We start from the raw sequence: 19,412 nt of genomic DNA, 5'->3' as shown, positions 1-19,412 counted from the left end.
GGAGGTAGGTTATGAGTCCAGCAGAGAAAGTCACTATTTTACAGCATTTGGTTGAAATTAAATCGGTGAACAATCATGAAAAATTGGTTGCCACGTATCTTAAAACGCTGTTTGATGAAGCGGGGATTACTAATCAAGTGATCCCCCTAGAAGGTCAGCCAGAGCGCGCCAATTTGGTTGCTGAAATGGGCAGTGGCCATCCGATTCTGGCGGTTTCCGGTCACATGGACGTGGTCGATGTGGATGTGGCTAATTGGACAACCGATCCGTTTAAGCTGACCTCAAAAGGCGACCAACTATTTGGCCGAGGGACGACCGATATGAAGGCTGGTTTAGCGGCTTTAGTAATTGCGATGCTCGAATTAAAAGAAAGCCAGGCGACTTTCAATGGGACAATTCGGTTATTAGCGACTGCCGGTGAAGAAGTTGGACAACCAGGGGCTGAAGCACTCGAGATGGCTGGTTACAGCGACGATGTAGATGCGTTGTTAATTGCAGAACCGACCGGCTATTATAATATGGTGTACGCCAATAAAGGTGAATTGGATATTGAAATTAAATCCGTTGGCAAAGCCGCGCACAGTTCGATGCCCGCATTAGGCAATAACGCGATTGAACATTTACTGACGGTTTTAGCACAAATTAGAACGCAAATTGATCAACTAACGGCCGGTGTTACCAATCCGGTCTTAGGTGAAACGTTATTAAACGTTGATACGATTAGTGGTGGTAACCAAATCAATGCGATTCCTAGTTTGGCAACAGTTGGGTTGAATCTACGGACGATTCCAGAAGTCTCAAACGACCAAATTTTGAACGCGATTGATGCCGTGGTGGCCAACTATAATCAAACGACGACCGGTCAAATCAGCGTCGAGGTGTCGATGAACATTGTTTCGATTTTAGGGGATGTCAACGCACCACTATTAACCGACGTGCAACGGATTGCGGAACCATACGCCAGACGGCAAAAAATATCGGCCACTGAAGCAGAACAGTTGAAACAGGCGGCGCTTGCTGCGGGGGTTAAAGACTATCGTCCGGCCGAATTTTTAAAAGTTGGGATTTCTGGTGGCACCGACGCCGCTAAATTGTTAATTAAAAATCAAACTGGTTTTAGCTACCTGGCCTATGGACCGGGAAATAATACACCGCATCAGGATAATGAATCAGTTTCAAAGGCAATGTTCTTAGACTTTATTGAAATCTATCAGACGTTGTTTAAGACGTTGGGATGATTGAGTCTGATGCACTAATGATTAGCACTATTTTTTAATGAAGACAGAAAAAAGTACGATAGTTAAGATAACGTTTGACAGCGCTTTCTGATACTGATATGATGAACTCATCAGATAAGGATTGTCACTGACTAGATCAGGCATTACCTACTGGTAGCCGTTTTATGTGGCTATCAGTGGGTATTTTTTTACGAGGAGGTCTTAAAATGTATTTCATCAAAAAAATAAATAATAATGTTGCGTTAGCAAAAGATGAAAATAATATTGAATGGATTCTTCTTGGAAAAGGAATTGGTTTTGACAAAGAAGTTGGCAGTCTAATTGAAACCGCATCGATTGATCGCCGGTTTAAGGCGCAAGGGGAACTAGAAAACCACCAAGAGATGTCAGATATCATTAATCAAATCGATGGGAATACGTTACAACTCGCCACAGATGTTAGTAATCAAGTATCTGAATATTTAGGGATTGTGTTTAGTAATTACAACTACTTAGCATTAGCGGATCATCTTAACTTTGCTTTAGAAAGAATTAGAAAAGGAAATGACTATCCAAATGAGTTTCGGTGGGAAGTTCGAAGCTTGTATCCTAAAGAATATCGAGCCGCTGAAAAATCGTTAGATTATATTAAACAAAGAACAGATATTGAACTACCGAAGAGTGAGTTAACTTTTTTCACGTATCATTATGTCAGCGCTCAAAACAAAGAAACACCATTGGCAGATACGATTGAATTAACCGCAGTGATTAATCAAATTCTAGAGATTATTGGGTATCATTTTCAAATGAAATTAGATACAAGTTCAATGAACTATGCTAGATTTTTGACACACTTAAGATATTTTATGATTCGTCAATTAAATAATGATGTTAATGGCAAAGAATTGGACCCGATGATTAGTACGGTGATTAAGGAAAAATATCCAAGAGCTTATCAAGCGTCAGACAAAATTAAAAGGTATTTAAAAACAACCAAAAATTGGGATATTTCAAATAATGAAATGATGTATTTAACGCTGCATATATGGCGCTTAACAAGAGAATAGCAATATTTAGGATTGTCACTGATTCGATCAGGCATTACCCGAATATTTTTTGAGGTTAGTAACGATAATGGTTACTTATCTCAAAAAGTATTTGGGTATTTTTATTTTCAGGATATTGGCCAAATACTGGAAATAGCTTAAATATGAATAGCTTTTTTAAAAGAAGAAGGGAGTACATCAAGATATGGATAAGAATAAAATAATCGCCAATGAAGTTATTAAAAATATTGGTGGTAAGAATAATGTTGAGAATGCATGGCACTGTGTCACCAGATTAAGATTTAATTTAAATGACAAAAATGTTGTCGCAATAGATGAAATCAAAAAAATTAATGGCGTTATGGGGGCTCAATTTTCGGGCGATCAATTCCAAGTCATTATTGGAAACAATGTTGGGGCGGTTTTTGAAGAAGTTGATCAAGAGTTAGGGGAGATAAGTTTAACGTCAGAGAAGCAAAAAAATAATGGGTCTAAAGAAAGCCTTGTTTCAAAATTAATGGATGTTATTTCTGGTATTTTTACACCAATTATTCCGGCGTTAGCGGGGACTGGTTTAATTAAAGGGTTATTAGCATTAATTATTACTTTAGGTTGGTTATCAGATAAAAGTGGTCTGTATCAAGTTATCTACATGATTTCAGACAGTGTGTTTTATTTCTTACCGTTCTTTATTGCCGTTTCAGCTGCTAGAAAATTCAAAACGAGTGAATATCTAGCACTCTGTGTGGCAGGCGTAATGTTGTATCCAACGATGATTAGTGGCGTTGGTGCCTTAGCGACGGGTGGACCAACGGCCATAAAACTTTTTGGAGCGTTGTCAATTCCATATATCAGTTATACTTCGTCAGTTATCCCAATCATTTTAGCAACTTGGTTTTTAACCTACGTCTATAACTGGGTTAAGAAGTGGATGCCAAGTGCGATTACATTGATGTTTACACCAATGCTAACGCTATTTATTGTTGTTCCTGTAACCTTGATTATATTAGGACCTTTGGGAACGTATGCTGGGAATATTGTTGCAGTTGCGATTTCTTGGTTATTTGTTCATGCTGGTCCGTTGGCAGGTATTATTTTAGGGGCAACATTCCCATTGATTATTATGACGGGGATGCACTATGCCTTTGCACCGATTGTGATTAATAATTTTAATGTTTTAGGTTATGATGCCACCATTATGCCACTTAATTTTGTGACCAACATGGCACAAGCGGGATCAGTATTTGCGGTTGCTGTTCGTTCTAAGAATAAGGCAACGCGTCAGTTAGCAACCTCTTCAGGGTTATCAGCATTGCTAGGGGTCACAGAACCAGCGATGTATGGGATTAATTTAAAGTTTAAAAAACCATTCTATGCCGCTTTGATTGCCGGTGGTTTGGCCGGCGGGGTGGTAGGGTTCTTCGTTGTTAAGGCTTTTGCACTGCCAGGTTTAACGGGGTTGACTGCCTTGCCAGTATTTATTAGTAAAACCAATCCGATGAATGTTGTTTATCTCATATTAGGATTAGCGTTGAGTTTTGTGCTTGCTTTTGTATTAACCATTATATTTGGATTCGAAGAAGATCTTGAAACGGAACAGGCAACACCAAAAGTTAGCAATGATAAGAAAATTGAAAATTCAATTTATGCACCTGTACAAGGGGAAGTTGAACGACTATCTAGCGTCAAAGATCCGACGTTTGCGCAAGGTATTATGGGGAAGGGCATCGCGATTATTCCAGCAGACAATCAAATTGTTGCGCCAGTCTCTGGCGAAATTATGATGTTACCAGATTCGAAACATGCGATTGGTATCTTGAGTGATGATGGAACAGAATTATTAATTCATATTGGCATTGATACCGTTGAATTAAAGGGCCAGTATTTTCATCCACAAATAAAAGTCGGTGATCAAATCAAAATGGGCCAACCCATAATGACTGTTGATTTTGAACAGATAAAGGCGGCTGGCTACGATCCAACAGTCATGGTGATTGTGACTAATACGGCTAGTTTTTTAGACATACTATCAATGAATGAATCTGGCTTAATTTTTCCAGAGGAACAATTATTAGTTGGCATTAAATAAAAGGAGATGTAATTATGTATCAAACAGACTATCCAAAAGGATTTAAAAATGATTTCTTATGGGGCGGAGCAACAGCAGCTAATCAAGTTGAAGGTGCATGGCATGTTGATGGCAAAGGCATCACAACTGCTGAGGTGATTCGCAAAGCTGAGGACCGAATGGATTTAACGTTTAATGAGGTGACAAAAGAATCAATCGAGCAGGCGATGGCTGATTCAACAACAGCCAACTATCCTAAACGGCGCGGTGTTGATTTTTATCATCATTATCAAGAAGATATTAAGTTATTCGCGGAAATGGGCTTTAAGGCTTATCGGATGTCGCTGGCCTGGTCACGTATTTTTCCTAATGGGGATGAAACAGAGCCCAATGCGGAGGGACTAGCATTCTATGATCGTGTCTTTGATGAACTCGCTAAATATGATATTGAACCAATTGTAACGTTGTCGCATTATGAAATGCCATTAGCGTTAACGATTAAGCAAAATGGTTGGGAAAGTCGTGATACGATTGCCAATTTCACCCATTATACAGAGGTTGTCTTTAAACGGTATCGCAATAAGGTTAAGTATTGGCTGACGTTTAATGAAATTAATGCGAGTATTTTTGGCTTTATGGGAACCGGCGCGATTGATAGTTCATTATCTGAAAAAGAACAATTGCAAGTTCGATATCAGGCGTTGCATCATCAGTTCGTTGCAAGCGCATTAGCGGTTCAGATAGGCAAAAAAATTAATCCAGAATTTAAGATAGGCAACATGCTTGCTAGAATGCAAACTTATCCATTAACGCCTAATCCGACGGACATTCGAGCTGCGCAAGAGAATGATAATTTGAATTTATTTTTTACGGATGTTCAAGTACGAGGCGAATACCCTGAATATATGAATCGCTACCTTAAAGAACACGGAGTGATACTTGATATGCAACCGGACGATGAGGCCATTATTAAAGCCGGGACGGTCGATTTTATTAGTTTTAGCTACTATATGTCAACCGTCACTTCCGCGAATAATGTTGGTGATAAATCAGTCGGTAATATGTTGAACGGTGAAAAGAATCCTTACCTAGAAACAAGTGAATGGGGCTGGCAGATTGATCCGATTGGACTAAGAGTCACTTTAAACGAAATGTGGAATCGTTATCGAGTGCCACTGTTAATTGTTGAAAATGGCTTAGGGGCAGCCGATAAACTAGAATCTGATGGTAAAGTACATGATGATTATCGGATTAAATATCTACATGAACACATTATTCAAATGAAGGAGGCCGTGATGGACGGTGTTGATTTGATGGGCTACACAATGTGGGGCTGTATTGATCTAATTAGTGCTTCAACCTCTGAAATGAGTAAACGTTATGGCTTTATCTACGTTGATCAAGATGACGCTGGTAATGGCACCTTAAAACGTTATAAAAAGGACAGTTTTGATTGGTATCAAGAGGTTATTAAAACGAATGGTAGCAAACTTTAAGTAAAAAATGGCAAGATAAATTGAAGTCATTATCAAGATAGTTTGGTTAGTAAGAGTGTTAGAAAACCACATGATTTATATTGTGTGGTTTTTTGATGGCTTTAAAAATGGTAGATATCAATATTTTATTCTAAGGTAAGTCGTCGTATTCTATACGGCCTTGCCTTTTTTTGATTAATCCTTTTGGTATTAAACCAGTTGAGATGTGTTTCAAGCTGTTCAATAAAATCCGTGGTATTTTTTAAAAGAAAGTCGAAAAAGTTCAATGATGTATCATCGAGGTAGTTTCTTATAGGGGGCATACTTTGTGTACATTACGTAGGATTAGGACTGCAATGCATGTGGAAAAGTGACCCATTTATGAGACGAAATATTATAAAGATATACATAGATCTGTTTTAAATAATGAGACTATCGTAGTTGCTGTTGCTAGTTCAGTACGTGTGTCGAAGGTATAAAAGATTTACTTGGCATAAATACGGATTGCAGAATTCTGAGTATAGATTTAATGACCAATAAACTCGAAAAATTGATGCCTAACGAAGAAAAATATATTGAACGTTGTTTGAAAGTACTATTGGCGCAAAAAAACGGCCGTTAATTACGAGGTAATTATTGCTGATGATGGCAGTACTGATAAAACGCAAGAGATAGTTAATCGTTATGTCAATCAATTTGGAAATATATTTAGATATTTTTACAAAGAAAATAGTGGGCAGGGATTATCTAGAAATTTTGGGATTCAAAAGTCAATTGATTCAACAATTAAACGAACATTTTAAAGATAATCAATATATTAACGAAAACAAATATGTTAGCGGTGTTAAATATCTGACAGCGGTTGATTTATTGAAAAATAATATTTTTGTGAATAGTGAAGCGACTTTTGATTCGGTTTATAAGTATAGATACGATAATTAATTTTGAGAATAAAACCTGTCATTATTCTGATTTAGAATTGGGGGGAGTATGCTAGCGAAAGGAATTGAAATAAGCTCTCCAATGGGTTATTTACGAACACTAGGCAATTTTGTTATTTTAGGAAAGATAGTAAAGTAATCGTAGCGGGTTTAAAACACCGTAGCTTAATGACCCAACGACTATTTTTAAAAAGTCAAAGCCTAACGCTAGATGACATTATGGCTAAAATTAATTCATTAATTAGCGCAAAAGAAAATATAACATTTGATGTCAAGATTTATAAGATGTTAGATTCAGAAAATAAGTAGCACATGCAAGAGAAAAGTAAACGTTAAACTATAATACGGACTAACAAAGGCGTGAGGTGTGAAGACATCTCGCGCCTTGTTATGTGATTAATTAAAGTATCATTTGGCTTTTTCGACTGCGACGATGTCATCGACGAACTGATCAGCCATCCCTGCTAACAGAACACTGTTATAAGATTCGAAGTATTGACCAAACACTTCCTGATTAACAGAATAACCACGGTAGTCATTCGCTAACGTAATTAAGACTGTTGGTTTGTTGTCAGCATTGCGGATGCGCGTCCCCAATGCATTGACTAGCTCCCCAGGGTAAGTAACAATTCGAAAGTCAGGCGTTTCAAAAAGCCAAGCGGTTGTTTTGAAATGGGTATGGCCATAGTAACGGATATGGGTGTACGTGTTTAAAAAACCAGTTAATGATGTTCGATGGTCATTTGTGGCCGTTTTGACTTGCTGGTTGATTTGGTGCCAGAGCACATCAGCTTGCGAATTTGTAATAGGATCGTAGTCGCAAGCCATTTCAATATTTTTAATTTGGAGATGACTAATCGAAATAGGAAGCTGCCAATCATCTTTTTTTAATGCGTTGACGATTTGATCGCCGAGCCGGGTAGTCTCAGAAAAAGTACTCTCGCGACGTGTAAAACGGGTACTGGTATCCCCGCAATCGGTCAACATGATGACTGGTCGAATCCCAAATATGGATTGATAGCGGCTTCTAATTGCTGCAACTAAATCGGCAGATAACAAGGTATTATCAGCATTCATAACTGTGGGGTGACTGCCAAGGAGCAACAAAGAAGCGAATAACCGATTTTGGTCATCAAAAACGACCAAACGCAGTAATTGACCGTTATAAGGTGCATCAATCTGATTACGATTCGCGTAGATACCAGTTGGAATCTGGCTAGACCGCAGTTTGGCATGGCCAATCTGCGTGTGCTCAATGGCTAGCTGGACGGACTGAATGACTTTTAATGTTATTTGGTGCCAATAGGATTCATCAATTTGCGGCATGTCTAGTAGCAAATCAGTGACGGTTGGACCGGAATGGCTGTGAACAGCGGCAATAATAATTGATTTAGCTTGAACAGTTGTCTTTTCAACGATTAGTCGTTTGAGACGATCAACACGGTAGGCCGGGATAGCGACTAGATCAAGTGCAATCAGCAGTATTTGTTGAGGCGTATCTTCAAGATAGATAACGGACGCGGTGAGGTCATCGTGTTGTCCTGTGGCAAAGCGACTTTCATAACCTTCCATTTGGCAACCCATTGGTGGATTGATGACTTGATAATTTGTTCCAACGCGCATAACGAATTCTCCTTTGTTTAACTACTCACTATTATATTCCTTTTGATATAAATATCAAACTTAAAAATATTATTGATATTTATATCAAAAGGAATATAATAAGTTATGCAAAGGTTTTCAATAAATTTTGGAGGTATGATGAATGCAAAAAATGAACCGCTTCTTTAAAAAAGTTCAGAAATTCATGGAAGCTAAAATTGTTCCCGTTGCTAATCGAATTTCTAATCAGCGTCATTTATCGGCATTACGTGATGGTTTAACGAATTTAGTACCTTATACGATTGTCGGTGGGATTGCACTAATGATTGCAAATCCGCCAGTTAATACACAGTTGGTCCAACCAACTAATCTATTTTATAAATTTCTCCTAATGTGGATGCACTGGGCGCAAACCAATTATGATGTTTTAACGGTTCCATTTAATTTATCAATTGGTGTGATTTCATTATATGTCGTACTCGGTGTTTCTTATCAATTAGCCAAAACGTATAATATGGCTGCTTTCCCGAATTCATTAGTTGCTTTAATGACTTTCTTGGCAGTGGTTGCGCCACCAACTACCGTTCAAAAGGTGTTAAGAATTGATACAACCTTACTGGGTTCAAATTCAATGTTTTCTGCCATCATTCTTGGACTCGCAGTGATTGAAGTCAATCGGTTCTTAATCAAGCATAAGATTGCGATTCGGATGCCAAAGCAAGTGCCACCAGCTGTTGCAGCACCCTTCGAAGTATTGATTCCGTTAATCGTCAATTTATTATTATTTGGTGGCATCAATGGTATTATGGGTTATTTTGGCACCAATATCGGGACCTTCATCTTTGCGATTTTCCAACCCATCATGCATGCCGGCGCATCGTTACTATCAATGATGGTGCTTGCTGAACTTGCTTTAATCTTTTGGTTCTTCGGGATTCACGGTGATAATATGATTAGTGCCGTCACCACTCCAATTTGGACTGCCGGCTTGATTCAAAATTTACAGGAGTATGCAGCACATGAACCGTTAACCAATATTTTTGTTGGTAATTTTACCTTTATTTTTGGGGAAGCGGCAGTCTATATAGCTATTTTAGTCAGTATGCTAGTGTTTGCTAAATCGATTCGACTGAAATCATTATCAAGATTAGCTTGGCCCGCAAGTATCTTTAATATCAACGAACCACAAGTGTTTGGGATTCCAACTGTTATGAATTTATTCACGTTCATTCCAAGCTTTATCTGTTTATTAATTGACTTGCCGATTGCGTATTATGCTACGACTCTTGGTTTTATGAGTAAAACGGCGATGAGTGTGCCATGGACGTTACCGGCACCATTATATGCTGTTATTTCCACCTTAGACTGGCATGCGTTAGTTGTTTGGGGTGTCATCTTTATTATTGATTTTGTGATTGTCGCACCATTTATGATTGCGTATGATCGTCAAATCATTAAAGAAGATGAAGCAGAAATCGCAAGCGCGGAATAGTAACATACGTAAAAAGCCACAATTAAAAATTGTGGTTTTTTAATGTTATAATGATATAAATAAGAGAAAAGTGGTGACCATTCAATGGATTTAGAAGATCGTATCGGTATATATTATATGACTTTAACCAAGACCGAACGGCGTATTTACCAATCAATACTTGCAAATCCACAGGCCGGGATGGTCCTTTCTATTCAAGAGGCCGCTAAGGAATACGGAGTATCAGTCGCGTCTATCCAACGATTTGTAAAAAAAGTAGGTTATCAAGGCTATCCAGAATTCAAACTGGATATCGCCAAACTAATTCAAACTAAGAAGACGCCGTCGTCAGTAGAGACACGACTGCAACGAATGATGCATAGTTATGTCCAAACGTTTAATATTTTAGAACAGATGGATTTAGAAGAACCGTTACTCAAACTGGTTAAAGCGATGCATCAACATAGTTCCATCAAAGCGATTGGTATCGGGAATTCGGCGCTATCTGCTGAGCAGTTAGTCTATTCGATGTACTCAGAAGAACGCTTTATTGAGGCCGTCTCGGACCGAATTAAGATTGAGTATCTAGAGACTGCCATGACTGCCAAAGATTTATTAATTATATTTTCCGTTACTGGTTCTACAACCAGTTATCAAAGGTTAATGACAACGGCTAAACGTAAAGGGAGTCCTACTTTTCTAATCACGATGAATCCTGAAACAGCCTTAATTAAGTTAGCAACGACTTCATTAATTCTGCCAACTACTCATATCAACGACTTAGAGAATACGCCACACCAAATTGATAATCGGACGATTCTGTATAGTTTTGCGGAAGTTATTTCATATTATTATGCAACAACTTAATTTAATGAATAAATCAACGTAAAGTGCGAACTCGCTTTGCGTTTTTTTGTAGCATGAGGTTATCATACAAAATTGAAGATGGGTACCTTTATTGAGCACCTTTTTTGACCCTGCTTACTTCAACTTGCTACGATTGAACTAATCAGAAGAAAGTGAGGTTTTACAGATGACAGATAAAACTGATCAGATTAAAGGCAAAGTGCAAGAAACTGTGGGCAAGGTGACTGATAACGAACAGTTGGAAGCCAAGGGCAAAGCCGAAGAAATCAAAGGCAAAGCTTCTGAAAAAGCGGACGATTTAGGTGATACGATTAAAGAAAAGACCGGTGAATTAAAAGATAAAGTTACTGATGTTTTCAATAAGCTAGTTGATAAAGTGGACGGTAAAGATTGATTAATTAGTATTATTAGGCTGAGTTCGCGCTCAGCCTTTTTTGTGTGCTAAACTAGTGTTAGATAGGTTATAGGGGGGATTCATTTGTTTGAAGTCACAACGGTCCATATTTTAATTCGACTCACTTTAGCAACCGTGATTGCCGGGATTATCGGTTCGGATCGCGAATATAAAAATCGTCCCGCGGGGATGCGAACGCATATCTTGGTTTGTTTGGGCGCTTGTGTGATTGCGATGATTCAACAGGAAATCGCGGCGCAAAACGTCCAGTTTGCGTTGAGCCATTTGGCGATTGCGACCGTCATTCGATCTGATCAAGCGCGTTTAATTGCGCAAGTGGTCAGTGGGATTGGTTTCTTGGGGGCTGGGACAATTATTGTCACTCGCCACAAGATTCAAGGACTCACCACCGCAGCCTCACTGTGGGCGACGGCCGGTATTGGTTTGGCCGTTGGGATGGGGTATTATCAGATTGCCGTCATTAGTTCAGTTTTTGTGATTTTCGTGATTGTTTTCTTGAAGAAGATTATTCACATCAATACGTTGAAGAAAATCGAAATCAAATATAAACATAAAGTCGCCACTAAAGAATTTATTCAGGATTATTTTGAGACGCACCAGATTCAAGTGCGCGATGTTAATTTTTCAGTGACCCAAGATGCAAATAATACGATTTACACCAACGTTTATCGCATCGAAATTCCCCGGGAAATGAAATATTCGCAGATTGTCGAAGATATCTCGATGAATAAGAATATTATGACGATTCGAATGGTCAGTGTTTAAGGCTATATAGAGACTAACATAAAAATAGGCGTCATTATTTCTGGTATACAGAAATAATGACGCCTATTTTTATATCAATAATCGGGATTGGATGGGGTACCTATCTATGGGGCTTAAATTAGATTCCTAACATTTTATAATGATATTAGACGAATGTCTTGTGAATTTTTGGCATACGCATTTATCGAATCTATATTTTGGGGGATATTTGATGCAAAAATTTGATTTATAGGGAGGTGCGTTATAAATGTTACAGATAGTTAATTTAAAAAGAGATTGATTGTTTCGATGATGAGTTAACCAGTATTAAATTAAACCCGGAGGTTAAGTGGATATGTTTAAAAATGAGCGATTGAATATGATTTTAAGTGAGTTACAACACAGAAGAGTTATGACGACTGTCGAATTACAAAAGATATTGTACGTTAGCGATTCTACATTGCGGCGGGATTTAATTGAATTGGAGGAATTGGGTAAGGTTATCAGAAAATTTGGACGTGTTGAGTTAGTTCGACCGGATAATATCGAGCTGTCTTATCTTTTTAGGGAGCAAGAGAATGAAATTGAAAAGCGGTATATTGCTGAAATAGCGAACACTTTTTTAACAGATAATCAGGCTATTTTTGTCGATTCAAGTAGTACAGCATCATTTTTGGCTACTTATTTTGCTAAATTAAATAATTTAGTGATCATTACAAACGGTCTACGATTGGCGGTCGAATTGGACGGTATTGAAAAAGTAAGAACTTTTGTCCCAGGTGGATGTTTACATCCAGGAGCAGGTTCAATTCTAGGTGATAAGGTTTTAGATTTTTTAGATGATTTTCGAGGTAATTTATATTTCTTGTCTTGTACTGGAATCACTACAAATGGGGTTTTTATGTCCAGTGAAGAGCAAGCGAGTGTTAAAAAGAAAATGATGAGGTTCAGTGATAGAATCGTGTTGCTATGTGATCATTCTAAATTTGATATCAAAGGTTATTACAAATTATGTGACTATGACCAAATCGATATTATTATCACGGATGAGAAACCACCAAGAAAATTTGTAGAAATATGGTCCCAATTAAATATAGAAATCTTATATTAGTGTTTGATTGATGAATAAGTATGAAGAATATTTGTACAATTTTTGACGAAGTTTCAAAAATTGCACAGGGCCTTTAAAACACTGGTGAAAGCGTTTAATCTATTGATGTAGTAAATATTATTAATTCAATTTTGAGGAAAGTAATTCAATAATTTAAGGAGGATTTTACGATGAGTGAGTATGGTGACTTATTTGATCGGAAATTAATTTTGAACGGAATAACTGCTGAAAATCGTCAGGATCTATTTAGTCAGGTTTCTCAAATTTTAGAAAAAGAGGGTTATGTTGAAGAAACTTTTTTAGCGGCATTGAATAGCCGTGAGGACGAATTTCCGACAGGCGTGATAACTGAGTATTTGCCGATTGCTTTACCACACGCTAACCCAGTTAATGTTAAGGAACCGTTTATTGCTGTTGTTCAGCTAGATAGTCCAATTCATGTATTACAGATGGGATTAAATGAAGATGAGCAGACGCAAACCTTTTTCTTTTTAGGAATCGTTAAAGAAACTCAAAATTTACAGGTTAAGTTATTACAGCGATTTATGCAACTAATGAATAACCAAAAATTCGTTGATAAATTCAAGGCTATCGAGAATTCGGATAAGATGTATCAATTATTAACGACTGAATTTTAAAGATATGAGGAGTGTGAGAATAATGTTAAAAGTGGTCGTAGCTTGTGGTAGTGGTGTTGCAACTTCAGAAACCGTAGTTGCCAATTTGAAGACTTTTTTAGAAGATCATCATGCAACCGGGATAGATGTACAAGCAACCGATTTTAAGCAGTTATCAGGTGTGTTATCAAACTATGATATTTATGTTTGGTTAGCAAGGCCCACACCTGAAATTCAGGAGATCTGTCAATCAAAGGGGATTCCAGATGTCAATGGGGTCGATATTTTAACTGGTGCAAAAGGGGAAAAGACTTATTTGCCTTTCGTAAATGCGTTAATGCAACTTAAGACTGCGCAGTAAGAAATCTCATTTTCCTAATATGAGGAGGATATCGGTATGACTATTTTGAAGGATGTTGTTAACTATGTTTTAGGTTTAGGGGCACCAGTTTTTGTCCCACTAATTATGTTTATAATCGCAATGGCTGCACGTTTGAAATTGAGTCGTGCTGTTAAAGCGGCTTTGATCTTAGGTGTCGCTTTTAGTGGAATGACCTTAGTCGTTAACTATATGATGGATTCGATTTCACCAGCGGCTAAGGCCATGTCGAAATTATTTCATTTAAGTTTGAATGCTATTGATGTTGGTTGGACAGGTGTTGCGGCGATTACGTGGTCGTATAAATCAGCCTTTCTATTCTTCCCATTGCTACTTGCTATTAATTTTGTGATGTTGACCTTTAAAATGACGAAGACATTGAATGTTGATATGTGGAATGTTTGGAATAAGATTTTCACATATGTTGTGGTTTTATATTTCACAAAAAATGCCTTGTTTGGGTTTATAGTAGCTAGTTTGCAAATTATCTTAGAATTAAAGGCCGGTGATATGTGGCAACGACATGTTGAAGATTTAACTGGGATGCCGGGGGTAACAGTCCCCCATTTTATTACATTATTTGCAGTATTGTTGCAACCTTTAAACAAAATTTTGGATTTTATTCCAATCATGAATAAACCGGCAGATGCTAATGCTTTGCAGAAAAAAATTGGCATCTTTGGGGATAACACAGTGATGGGTGCTATTATCGGGATGCTATTGGGGTTTGGTGCCGGTTATTCAGTTTCAGGTTCTTTAAAATTGGCGATTGAGGCTGCAACTGCCATGACACTGTTTCCGATGGTTTCCAAGTTATTCATGGAAGCTTTATCACCAATTGCGGATGCTATGAATACAATGATGAAAAAACATTTTCATGGTCGCGAAATTTATATTGGATTAGACTGGCCCATCCTAGCGGGGCGCAATGAGCTTTGGGTCACTGTCATTATATTGGTTCCCATTATGTTGATTATGGCAATGCTATTACCAGGTAATACCGTATTGCCATTTGCTGGGATTATTAATCTTTCATTTGTGGTCGCAGCATTATTGTTAACAGGTGCGAATCTATGGCGGATGTTAACATTGGGGATTATAACAACACCTATTTTTCTATATGGGGCAACATATTTTGCGCCGATTATTACAAATTTGGCCAAAACAACAGGCGCGGTAAAAGTACCCGGGGGTCAACAATTATCTTGGTCAACTTTTGAAGGTCCTGATTTCCGGTTGTTCTTTGCACAGGCATTCAATGGTCAGTGGTGGGCGATTTGTTTGTCACTACTATGGTTGGCAGGGTTTGTGTGGTTGTATATTGATCAGAACAAGATTGCAATACCAAGTAAACGATATAGCGTTGTAGCAGACACAGTAGGTGTAGTTGTGGAACAAACAAGGTCCGCCCAGCCAGTAACGAATGAATCTAAAGAATATAAAATTAGTGATATTGATGGTGTCGATTTTAGTGATATATCAAAGAAACGTAGGTGAGAATAGTGACAGTTGAACAAAAAAATAGATGCTTAAAAATGATGTGGTTGCTAGTCTTAGCATTAGACATCATATTTACAATTACTGTTGTTAGTGCGGGAAATTTAAAAGGGTGTTTGGTGGCGATTGTATTAGGATTGATAATTACTTATAAGGGTAATCCTATTATTTTTGCGCAATATGATGCTGAGCGAGAAGTTCGTTATGAAAAATTAAAATATGAATCTAAAAAATTGAAGAGAGCTAAATAAATGAAAGGAAGTTTTAATATGTTGTCAAAAGTTATAACTGCTGAAATGTTACCATTTGAGATCGAACGTAGAGATTTAGCCGAGGTTGCGCGTGAAATGTTTAATCGTAAGATGACAAATGTTGCTGGGGGGAATATCTCAGTTAAATTAACACCTACGGAATCGTTTACTTATGATGGTGTGACCTATTCAGCAGGGCATGATTATTTAATCATGACGCCAACCTTTATGTCAGAAGCTTGGTTTGCTAAATTATCGGCTGCACAAATTTTAGTCATTGATCTTGAAACGGGTAAAAAATTAGCTGGTGAGGGACAGTTGACGCGTGAGATTAATATGCACGAGGAGGCTTACAAAGCTAATTCAAATATTAATGTTGTCTATCATTCTCATGCTGAAAGTTCGATGTTCTGGGCAACGATTGGTGAAGATATGCCCAACGTTACTGAAGTGACTTCAGTTAATATGCCGTTAGGAAAAATTAAATGTTTACCATATCGGGAAGCTTGTTCCAAAGCCTTGGCAGAGATGGTGCATGATGCTTTAGTTGAACTGGGAGATGCTGCAGAAGAAAATATTTTTTTATTAAATAGTCATGGGATTTTGATTACTGAAACTGACTTACATGCGGCTACTCGGGTGCTTGAAACGGTCGAATGGAATGCAGATGTTGCCTATAAACAAGCTGTTTTTAAAAAGTTAGGAATCATCAATAATTATCAATCATGTGGGAAAGATACTACCGCTTTTCTAGATTAGTTGTAAGGTTGGGGTTGAGAATAATGATATTAGTAGCTGTTTAAAGAGCCATAAAAAGACCGTTTCGAAAACCAGATAATTGGTTTTTGAAACGGTCTTTTGTTTACTTAAAATGTAATCTTGCGATCTTTTGGGAGGATTAAATTCAGGACAATCGCGGCAATCGCACAGATTGAAATCGGTGAACCGAGTAGGTATTGGACGATTTGTGGCGTTGCTTTGACGAGTGATTGGGGCATAATGATGATGGCGATACAGATGATAATCGGAATCCCGATAATGTACATGTCCCGTTCTTCTTGTTGACGGGTTCGTAAGACGTTGAGGCCGTTGAGCATGATTGTGGCACAGATGATGGCGAAAATACCGCCAATGACGGGTGCTGGAATCGCTGATAGGAAAGCGGCCAGTTTATTGAAGAAGCCGAAGATAATAAACCAGATACCAGCTGAAATGAAGACTTTCTTACTTGCGACACCGGTGATTGAGACAATGCCGGCGTTGGTCGCGTAACCAGTAACCGGTGAACCCCCTAATACGGCCGCGATTAAACAGCTGAGGCCTTCGCCGATAATTCCGTGGTTCCATTGCTTCTTCGAAATTGGTGTTTCGGTCACGGCGCTCATTGCGAACCAAGTACCGGTGGTTTCCGTCATTAAGACGGCGTAGATAATAACGAAGGTTAGAATCGCGGAACCGGAAAAGCGGATGCCGTAGTGGAGCATCGTGAAATGGGGCAGGCTGAACCAACTAGCCGACTGGACGCTTGACCAATCGAACTTACCCATTAAGGTTGCGAGTAAAGTACCGCCTAACAATGCGATGATAATGGAACTGACTTTAAATAGTTTTTGCAGTTTGGGGAAATAGATGCCTAGTGAGACGCAAGCGACCAGAATCGCAATCGTCGTAATCGCGAGAATCAGGTTATCGCCGACATTGCCGGAAGCTTTGAAAATGTTATCGCCTAATGCGGAAGGCATCAAGGATAGTCCAACGACGGTGATGATTGTGCCACCGACAAATTGGGGCACCAGACTATTGATGATTTTTTGAAATAAGCCGGTTAAGCCTAATAGAATTAAAATTAACGCACCAATCACCGAGGCTCCTAAGACGGTCGCCATCCCACCATTGGCCGCGCCACTGGCGAAATAAACGCCGGCAATGGCCCCAATTGGTACAAAGGATGGTCCTTGTGAAACGGGCATCTTCATGAAGTATTTCGTTTGAATAATCGTGCCAATTCCGGCCGCTAAGAAAGTGGCTTGAATTAAGCCAGTTTTAGCGCCCATACTCATGGCAAGTAGACCGGCAATAATGACGGGTGGCACGTAAACATCCATCGCTAAAACGTGTTGTAGGCCGAGTAAGCCAGCCTCTTGATTCGAAATCGACTCATCGGGGCCGATTGTTAATTGTTTATTGTGCGTTGTCATACCAATTTTGCTCCTTTTGATGGACTAATTGACCGTTCACATAGACGGCCTTGATTTGTTGGGCGGTGTGGTTGAATAAAAGATGGGTCAATTGATCGGCTGGCGTGAGGGTTGTGAATTGGGGCGCCGCTTGGACAATTTGAAAATCAGCAAGCATCCCCGGTTTAATTTGACCAGCGTTAATGGCTAAACTAGCTGCGCCGCCAGCGGTCGCAAGATAAAAAGCTTCTTCGGTGGTGATGCGGCTGTCAGCAACGCCACGGGAGTCAGCCGGTAATCGGGCGTCGACACCGTCCTGACGCATTTGTGAAGCAGTGACGGCCGTTTGCAAGTTAGTGTAGAGACTGGGACTATAACCGCCAGCGATATCGGTCCCCAAACCGATTTTTAACTGTTGGTCTAATAATTGTTTAGTGGGGAAGACGCCATTGCCGAAATAGGCGTTAGAGAGCGGACAATGGGCAATTGCTGCTTGTTCGGCTTTAATTAATTGTTGGTCGGTGGCGGTTAGTTGCGTCGCATGCGCTAAGATGGCGTGTTGGTTTAATAAACCGAATTGTTGTAAGACAACACTGTCGGTTTGTCCGAATCGGTCCAAAACATATTGGTGTTCCCAATTACTTTCACTACAATGCGTTTGGACCCGTAGTTGGGTTTCCTGTGCTAAACGGCCTAATTGGGCTAGCGTTTCGGTTTGGCAACTGGGAATGAAACGCGGGGTGATGACCGGTTGAACCAATTGATCAGGATGTAGATTTTGAATCGCCTGGATGAAGGTTTGCGTCTTACTAAGCGCCGTGGCTGAATTCGCGTCACGATAATTAGCGGGTGTTTGTTCGGGATTATCCATGACGACGGTCCCGATAAAAGCACGTTGGCCCAATTGTGCGCAAATTTCGGCTAGTTTTAAATTGGCATTATTATGGATAGAACCAAAATAAAGGGCGCTAGTGGTACCGTTGGTTAATAAGGTATGAACTAAGTCGCGATAGACGGCCGTCGCATAATCTAAATCCGCAAAACGGGCCTCTAAGGGGAAAGTGTAGTGATTGAGCCAATCGTTGAGTGGTCGATCAAGTGCAATTCCGGCTTGCGGCCATTGCGGTGCATGGTTATGCAAATCGATGAAGCCTGGTAATAAATAATGACCAGGCGCTATGGTGATTAATTGATCAGTGGTTTGGGCCGCTGTTAGGGTTTTCTGGTAATCTGGATCTGATTGATGAATAACTTGGCCAATTTGCCCGTTTTCGATCAATTCAATTAAAGATTGTTCGTGAAATTCGACGTTATTCGGGGCATTTGCAGAAAAATAGGACGCTTTTAATGTAATAGCCAAACGATAAACCACCTTCCGTTAATTGTGTTATCAGTATATCACAAACTTTTTTGTTTTTGTATCTAAATAATGTTCGTGTTTTATTCAGGATGAACGCACCGCCGTTTTCTGAGAATACGTTGTTAATAGTGAAGTGCATGAAATGATAGATATTTGCATATTTCAATCCGATAC

18 protein-coding genes are annotated in these 19,412 nt (G+C 39.0%); 15 read left to right on the top strand and 3 right to left on the bottom strand.

The genetic code is table 11. The features are described 5' to 3' along the window. Positions 1–11 precede the first annotated feature (11 nt). The 5 genes from ACVPPQ_RS03015 to ACVPPQ_RS02995 all read left to right on the top strand — a co-directional run bounded on the left by ACVPPQ_RS03015 (position 12) and on the right by ACVPPQ_RS02995 (position 6,609). Positions 12–1,238 (top strand): ArgE/DapE family deacylase, encoded by a 1,227-nt coding sequence (locus ACVPPQ_RS03015; RefSeq protein ID WP_463495611.1) that lies wholly within the window; start codon positions 12–14, stop codon positions 1,236–1,238. Between the two features lie 206 nt (positions 1,239–1,444). Beyond that, complete coding sequence (locus ACVPPQ_RS03010) at positions 1,445–2,284, top strand: PRD domain-containing protein (RefSeq protein ID WP_463495609.1); 840 nt, start codon at positions 1,445–1,447, stop codon at positions 2,282–2,284. Between the two features lie 184 nt (positions 2,285–2,468). Next, positions 2,469–4,352 carry a beta-glucoside-specific PTS transporter subunit IIABC gene (locus tag ACVPPQ_RS03005; RefSeq protein ID WP_463495607.1) on the top strand — a complete coding sequence of 628 codons (1,884 nt, stop codon included), beginning with the start codon at positions 2,469–2,471 and terminating at the stop codon, positions 4,350–4,352. Between the two features lie 14 nt (positions 4,353–4,366). Next, positions 4,367–5,827, top strand: a complete 1,461-nt coding sequence (locus ACVPPQ_RS03000; RefSeq protein ID WP_463495605.1) for a glycoside hydrolase family 1 protein — start codon at positions 4,367–4,369, stop codon at positions 5,825–5,827. A gap of 611 nt (positions 5,828–6,438) precedes the next feature. Next, on the top strand, positions 6,439–6,609 hold the full coding sequence (locus tag ACVPPQ_RS02995; RefSeq protein ID WP_463496328.1) for a glycosyltransferase family A protein: 171 nt from the start codon (positions 6,439–6,441) through the stop codon (positions 6,607–6,609). A 546-nt stretch (positions 6,610–7,155) separates the two neighbouring features. Here the strand turns inward: ACVPPQ_RS02995 and ACVPPQ_RS02990 are convergent. After that, complete coding sequence (locus ACVPPQ_RS02990) at positions 7,156–8,370, bottom strand: hypothetical protein (RefSeq protein WP_463495603.1); 1,215 nt, start codon at positions 8,368–8,370, stop codon at positions 7,156–7,158. 142 nt (positions 8,371–8,512) lie between these two features. On the opposite strand from ACVPPQ_RS02990, the gene ACVPPQ_RS02985 reads away from it, so the two are divergent. From ACVPPQ_RS02985 to ACVPPQ_RS02940, 10 genes are all read left to right on the top strand, one after another. Continuing rightward, positions 8,513–9,841: a PTS sugar transporter subunit IIC gene (locus ACVPPQ_RS02985; protein ID WP_463495601.1), complete on the top strand. Its 1,329-nt coding sequence runs from the start codon at positions 8,513–8,515 to the stop codon at positions 9,839–9,841. A gap of 84 nt (positions 9,842–9,925) precedes the next feature. After that, positions 9,926–10,687 carry a MurR/RpiR family transcriptional regulator gene (locus ACVPPQ_RS02980; protein WP_463495600.1) on the top strand — a complete coding sequence of 254 codons (762 nt, stop codon included), beginning with the start codon at positions 9,926–9,928 and terminating at the stop codon, positions 10,685–10,687. Positions 10,688–10,853: 166 nt separating this feature from the next. Further along, the gene (locus tag ACVPPQ_RS02975) at positions 10,854–11,081 is read left to right on the top strand and encodes a CsbD family protein (RefSeq protein WP_463495598.1); all 228 of its coding nucleotides are present in this window, start codon (positions 10,854–10,856) and stop codon (positions 11,079–11,081) included. 84 nt (positions 11,082–11,165) lie between these two features. Next, the gene (locus ACVPPQ_RS02970; RefSeq protein ID WP_463495596.1) at positions 11,166–11,867 is read left to right on the top strand and encodes an MgtC/SapB family protein; all 702 of its coding nucleotides are present in this window, start codon (positions 11,166–11,168) and stop codon (positions 11,865–11,867) included. A gap of 334 nt (positions 11,868–12,201) precedes the next feature. Continuing rightward, positions 12,202–12,957 carry a DeoR/GlpR family DNA-binding transcription regulator gene (locus tag ACVPPQ_RS02965; protein ID WP_463495594.1) on the top strand — a complete coding sequence of 252 codons (756 nt, stop codon included), beginning with the start codon at positions 12,202–12,204 and terminating at the stop codon, positions 12,955–12,957. A 170-nt stretch (positions 12,958–13,127) separates the two neighbouring features. Then, positions 13,128–13,595, top strand: coding sequence for a PTS sugar transporter subunit IIA (locus ACVPPQ_RS02960; protein WP_463495593.1), 468 nt, complete (start codon positions 13,128–13,130; stop codon positions 13,593–13,595). Between the two features lie 22 nt (positions 13,596–13,617). Next, positions 13,618–13,935, top strand: a complete 318-nt coding sequence (locus ACVPPQ_RS02955; RefSeq protein ID WP_463495592.1) for a PTS sugar transporter subunit IIB — start codon at positions 13,618–13,620, stop codon at positions 13,933–13,935. 36 nt (positions 13,936–13,971) lie between these two features. Continuing rightward, on the top strand, positions 13,972–15,450 hold the full coding sequence (locus ACVPPQ_RS02950; protein WP_463495591.1) for a PTS galactitol transporter subunit IIC: 1,479 nt from the start codon (positions 13,972–13,974) through the stop codon (positions 15,448–15,450). A 5-nt stretch (positions 15,451–15,455) separates the two neighbouring features. Then, on the top strand, positions 15,456–15,701 hold the full coding sequence (locus tag ACVPPQ_RS02945; RefSeq protein ID WP_463495590.1) for a hypothetical protein: 246 nt from the start codon (positions 15,456–15,458) through the stop codon (positions 15,699–15,701). Between the two features lie 45 nt (positions 15,702–15,746). Further along, complete coding sequence (locus ACVPPQ_RS02940; RefSeq protein WP_463496327.1) at positions 15,747–16,460, top strand: class II aldolase/adducin family protein; 714 nt, start codon at positions 15,747–15,749, stop codon at positions 16,458–16,460. 107 nt (positions 16,461–16,567) lie between these two features. Here ACVPPQ_RS02940 and ACVPPQ_RS02935 read toward each other — a convergent pair whose 3' ends face one another. Both ACVPPQ_RS02935 and guaD read right to left on the bottom strand, forming a co-directional pair. After that, a complete protein-coding gene (locus ACVPPQ_RS02935; RefSeq protein ID WP_463495589.1) occupies positions 16,568–17,899 on the bottom strand; it encodes a uracil-xanthine permease family protein in 1,332 nt (443 codons plus the stop codon). Continuing rightward, positions 17,883–19,232 carry a guanine deaminase gene (guaD, locus tag ACVPPQ_RS02930; protein ID WP_463496325.1) on the bottom strand — a complete coding sequence of 450 codons (1,350 nt, stop codon included), beginning with the start codon at positions 19,230–19,232 and terminating at the stop codon, positions 17,883–17,885. Before guaD ends, ACVPPQ_RS02935 begins: the two co-directional genes overlap by 17 nt. Positions 19,233–19,412 lie beyond the last annotated feature (180 nt).

The sequence above is a fragment of the Latilactobacillus parafuchuensis genome, from assembly GCF_055271665.1.
The sequence above is the reverse complement of the archived record's forward strand: the minus strand, read 5'-3'. Positions and strand labels throughout refer to the sequence as shown.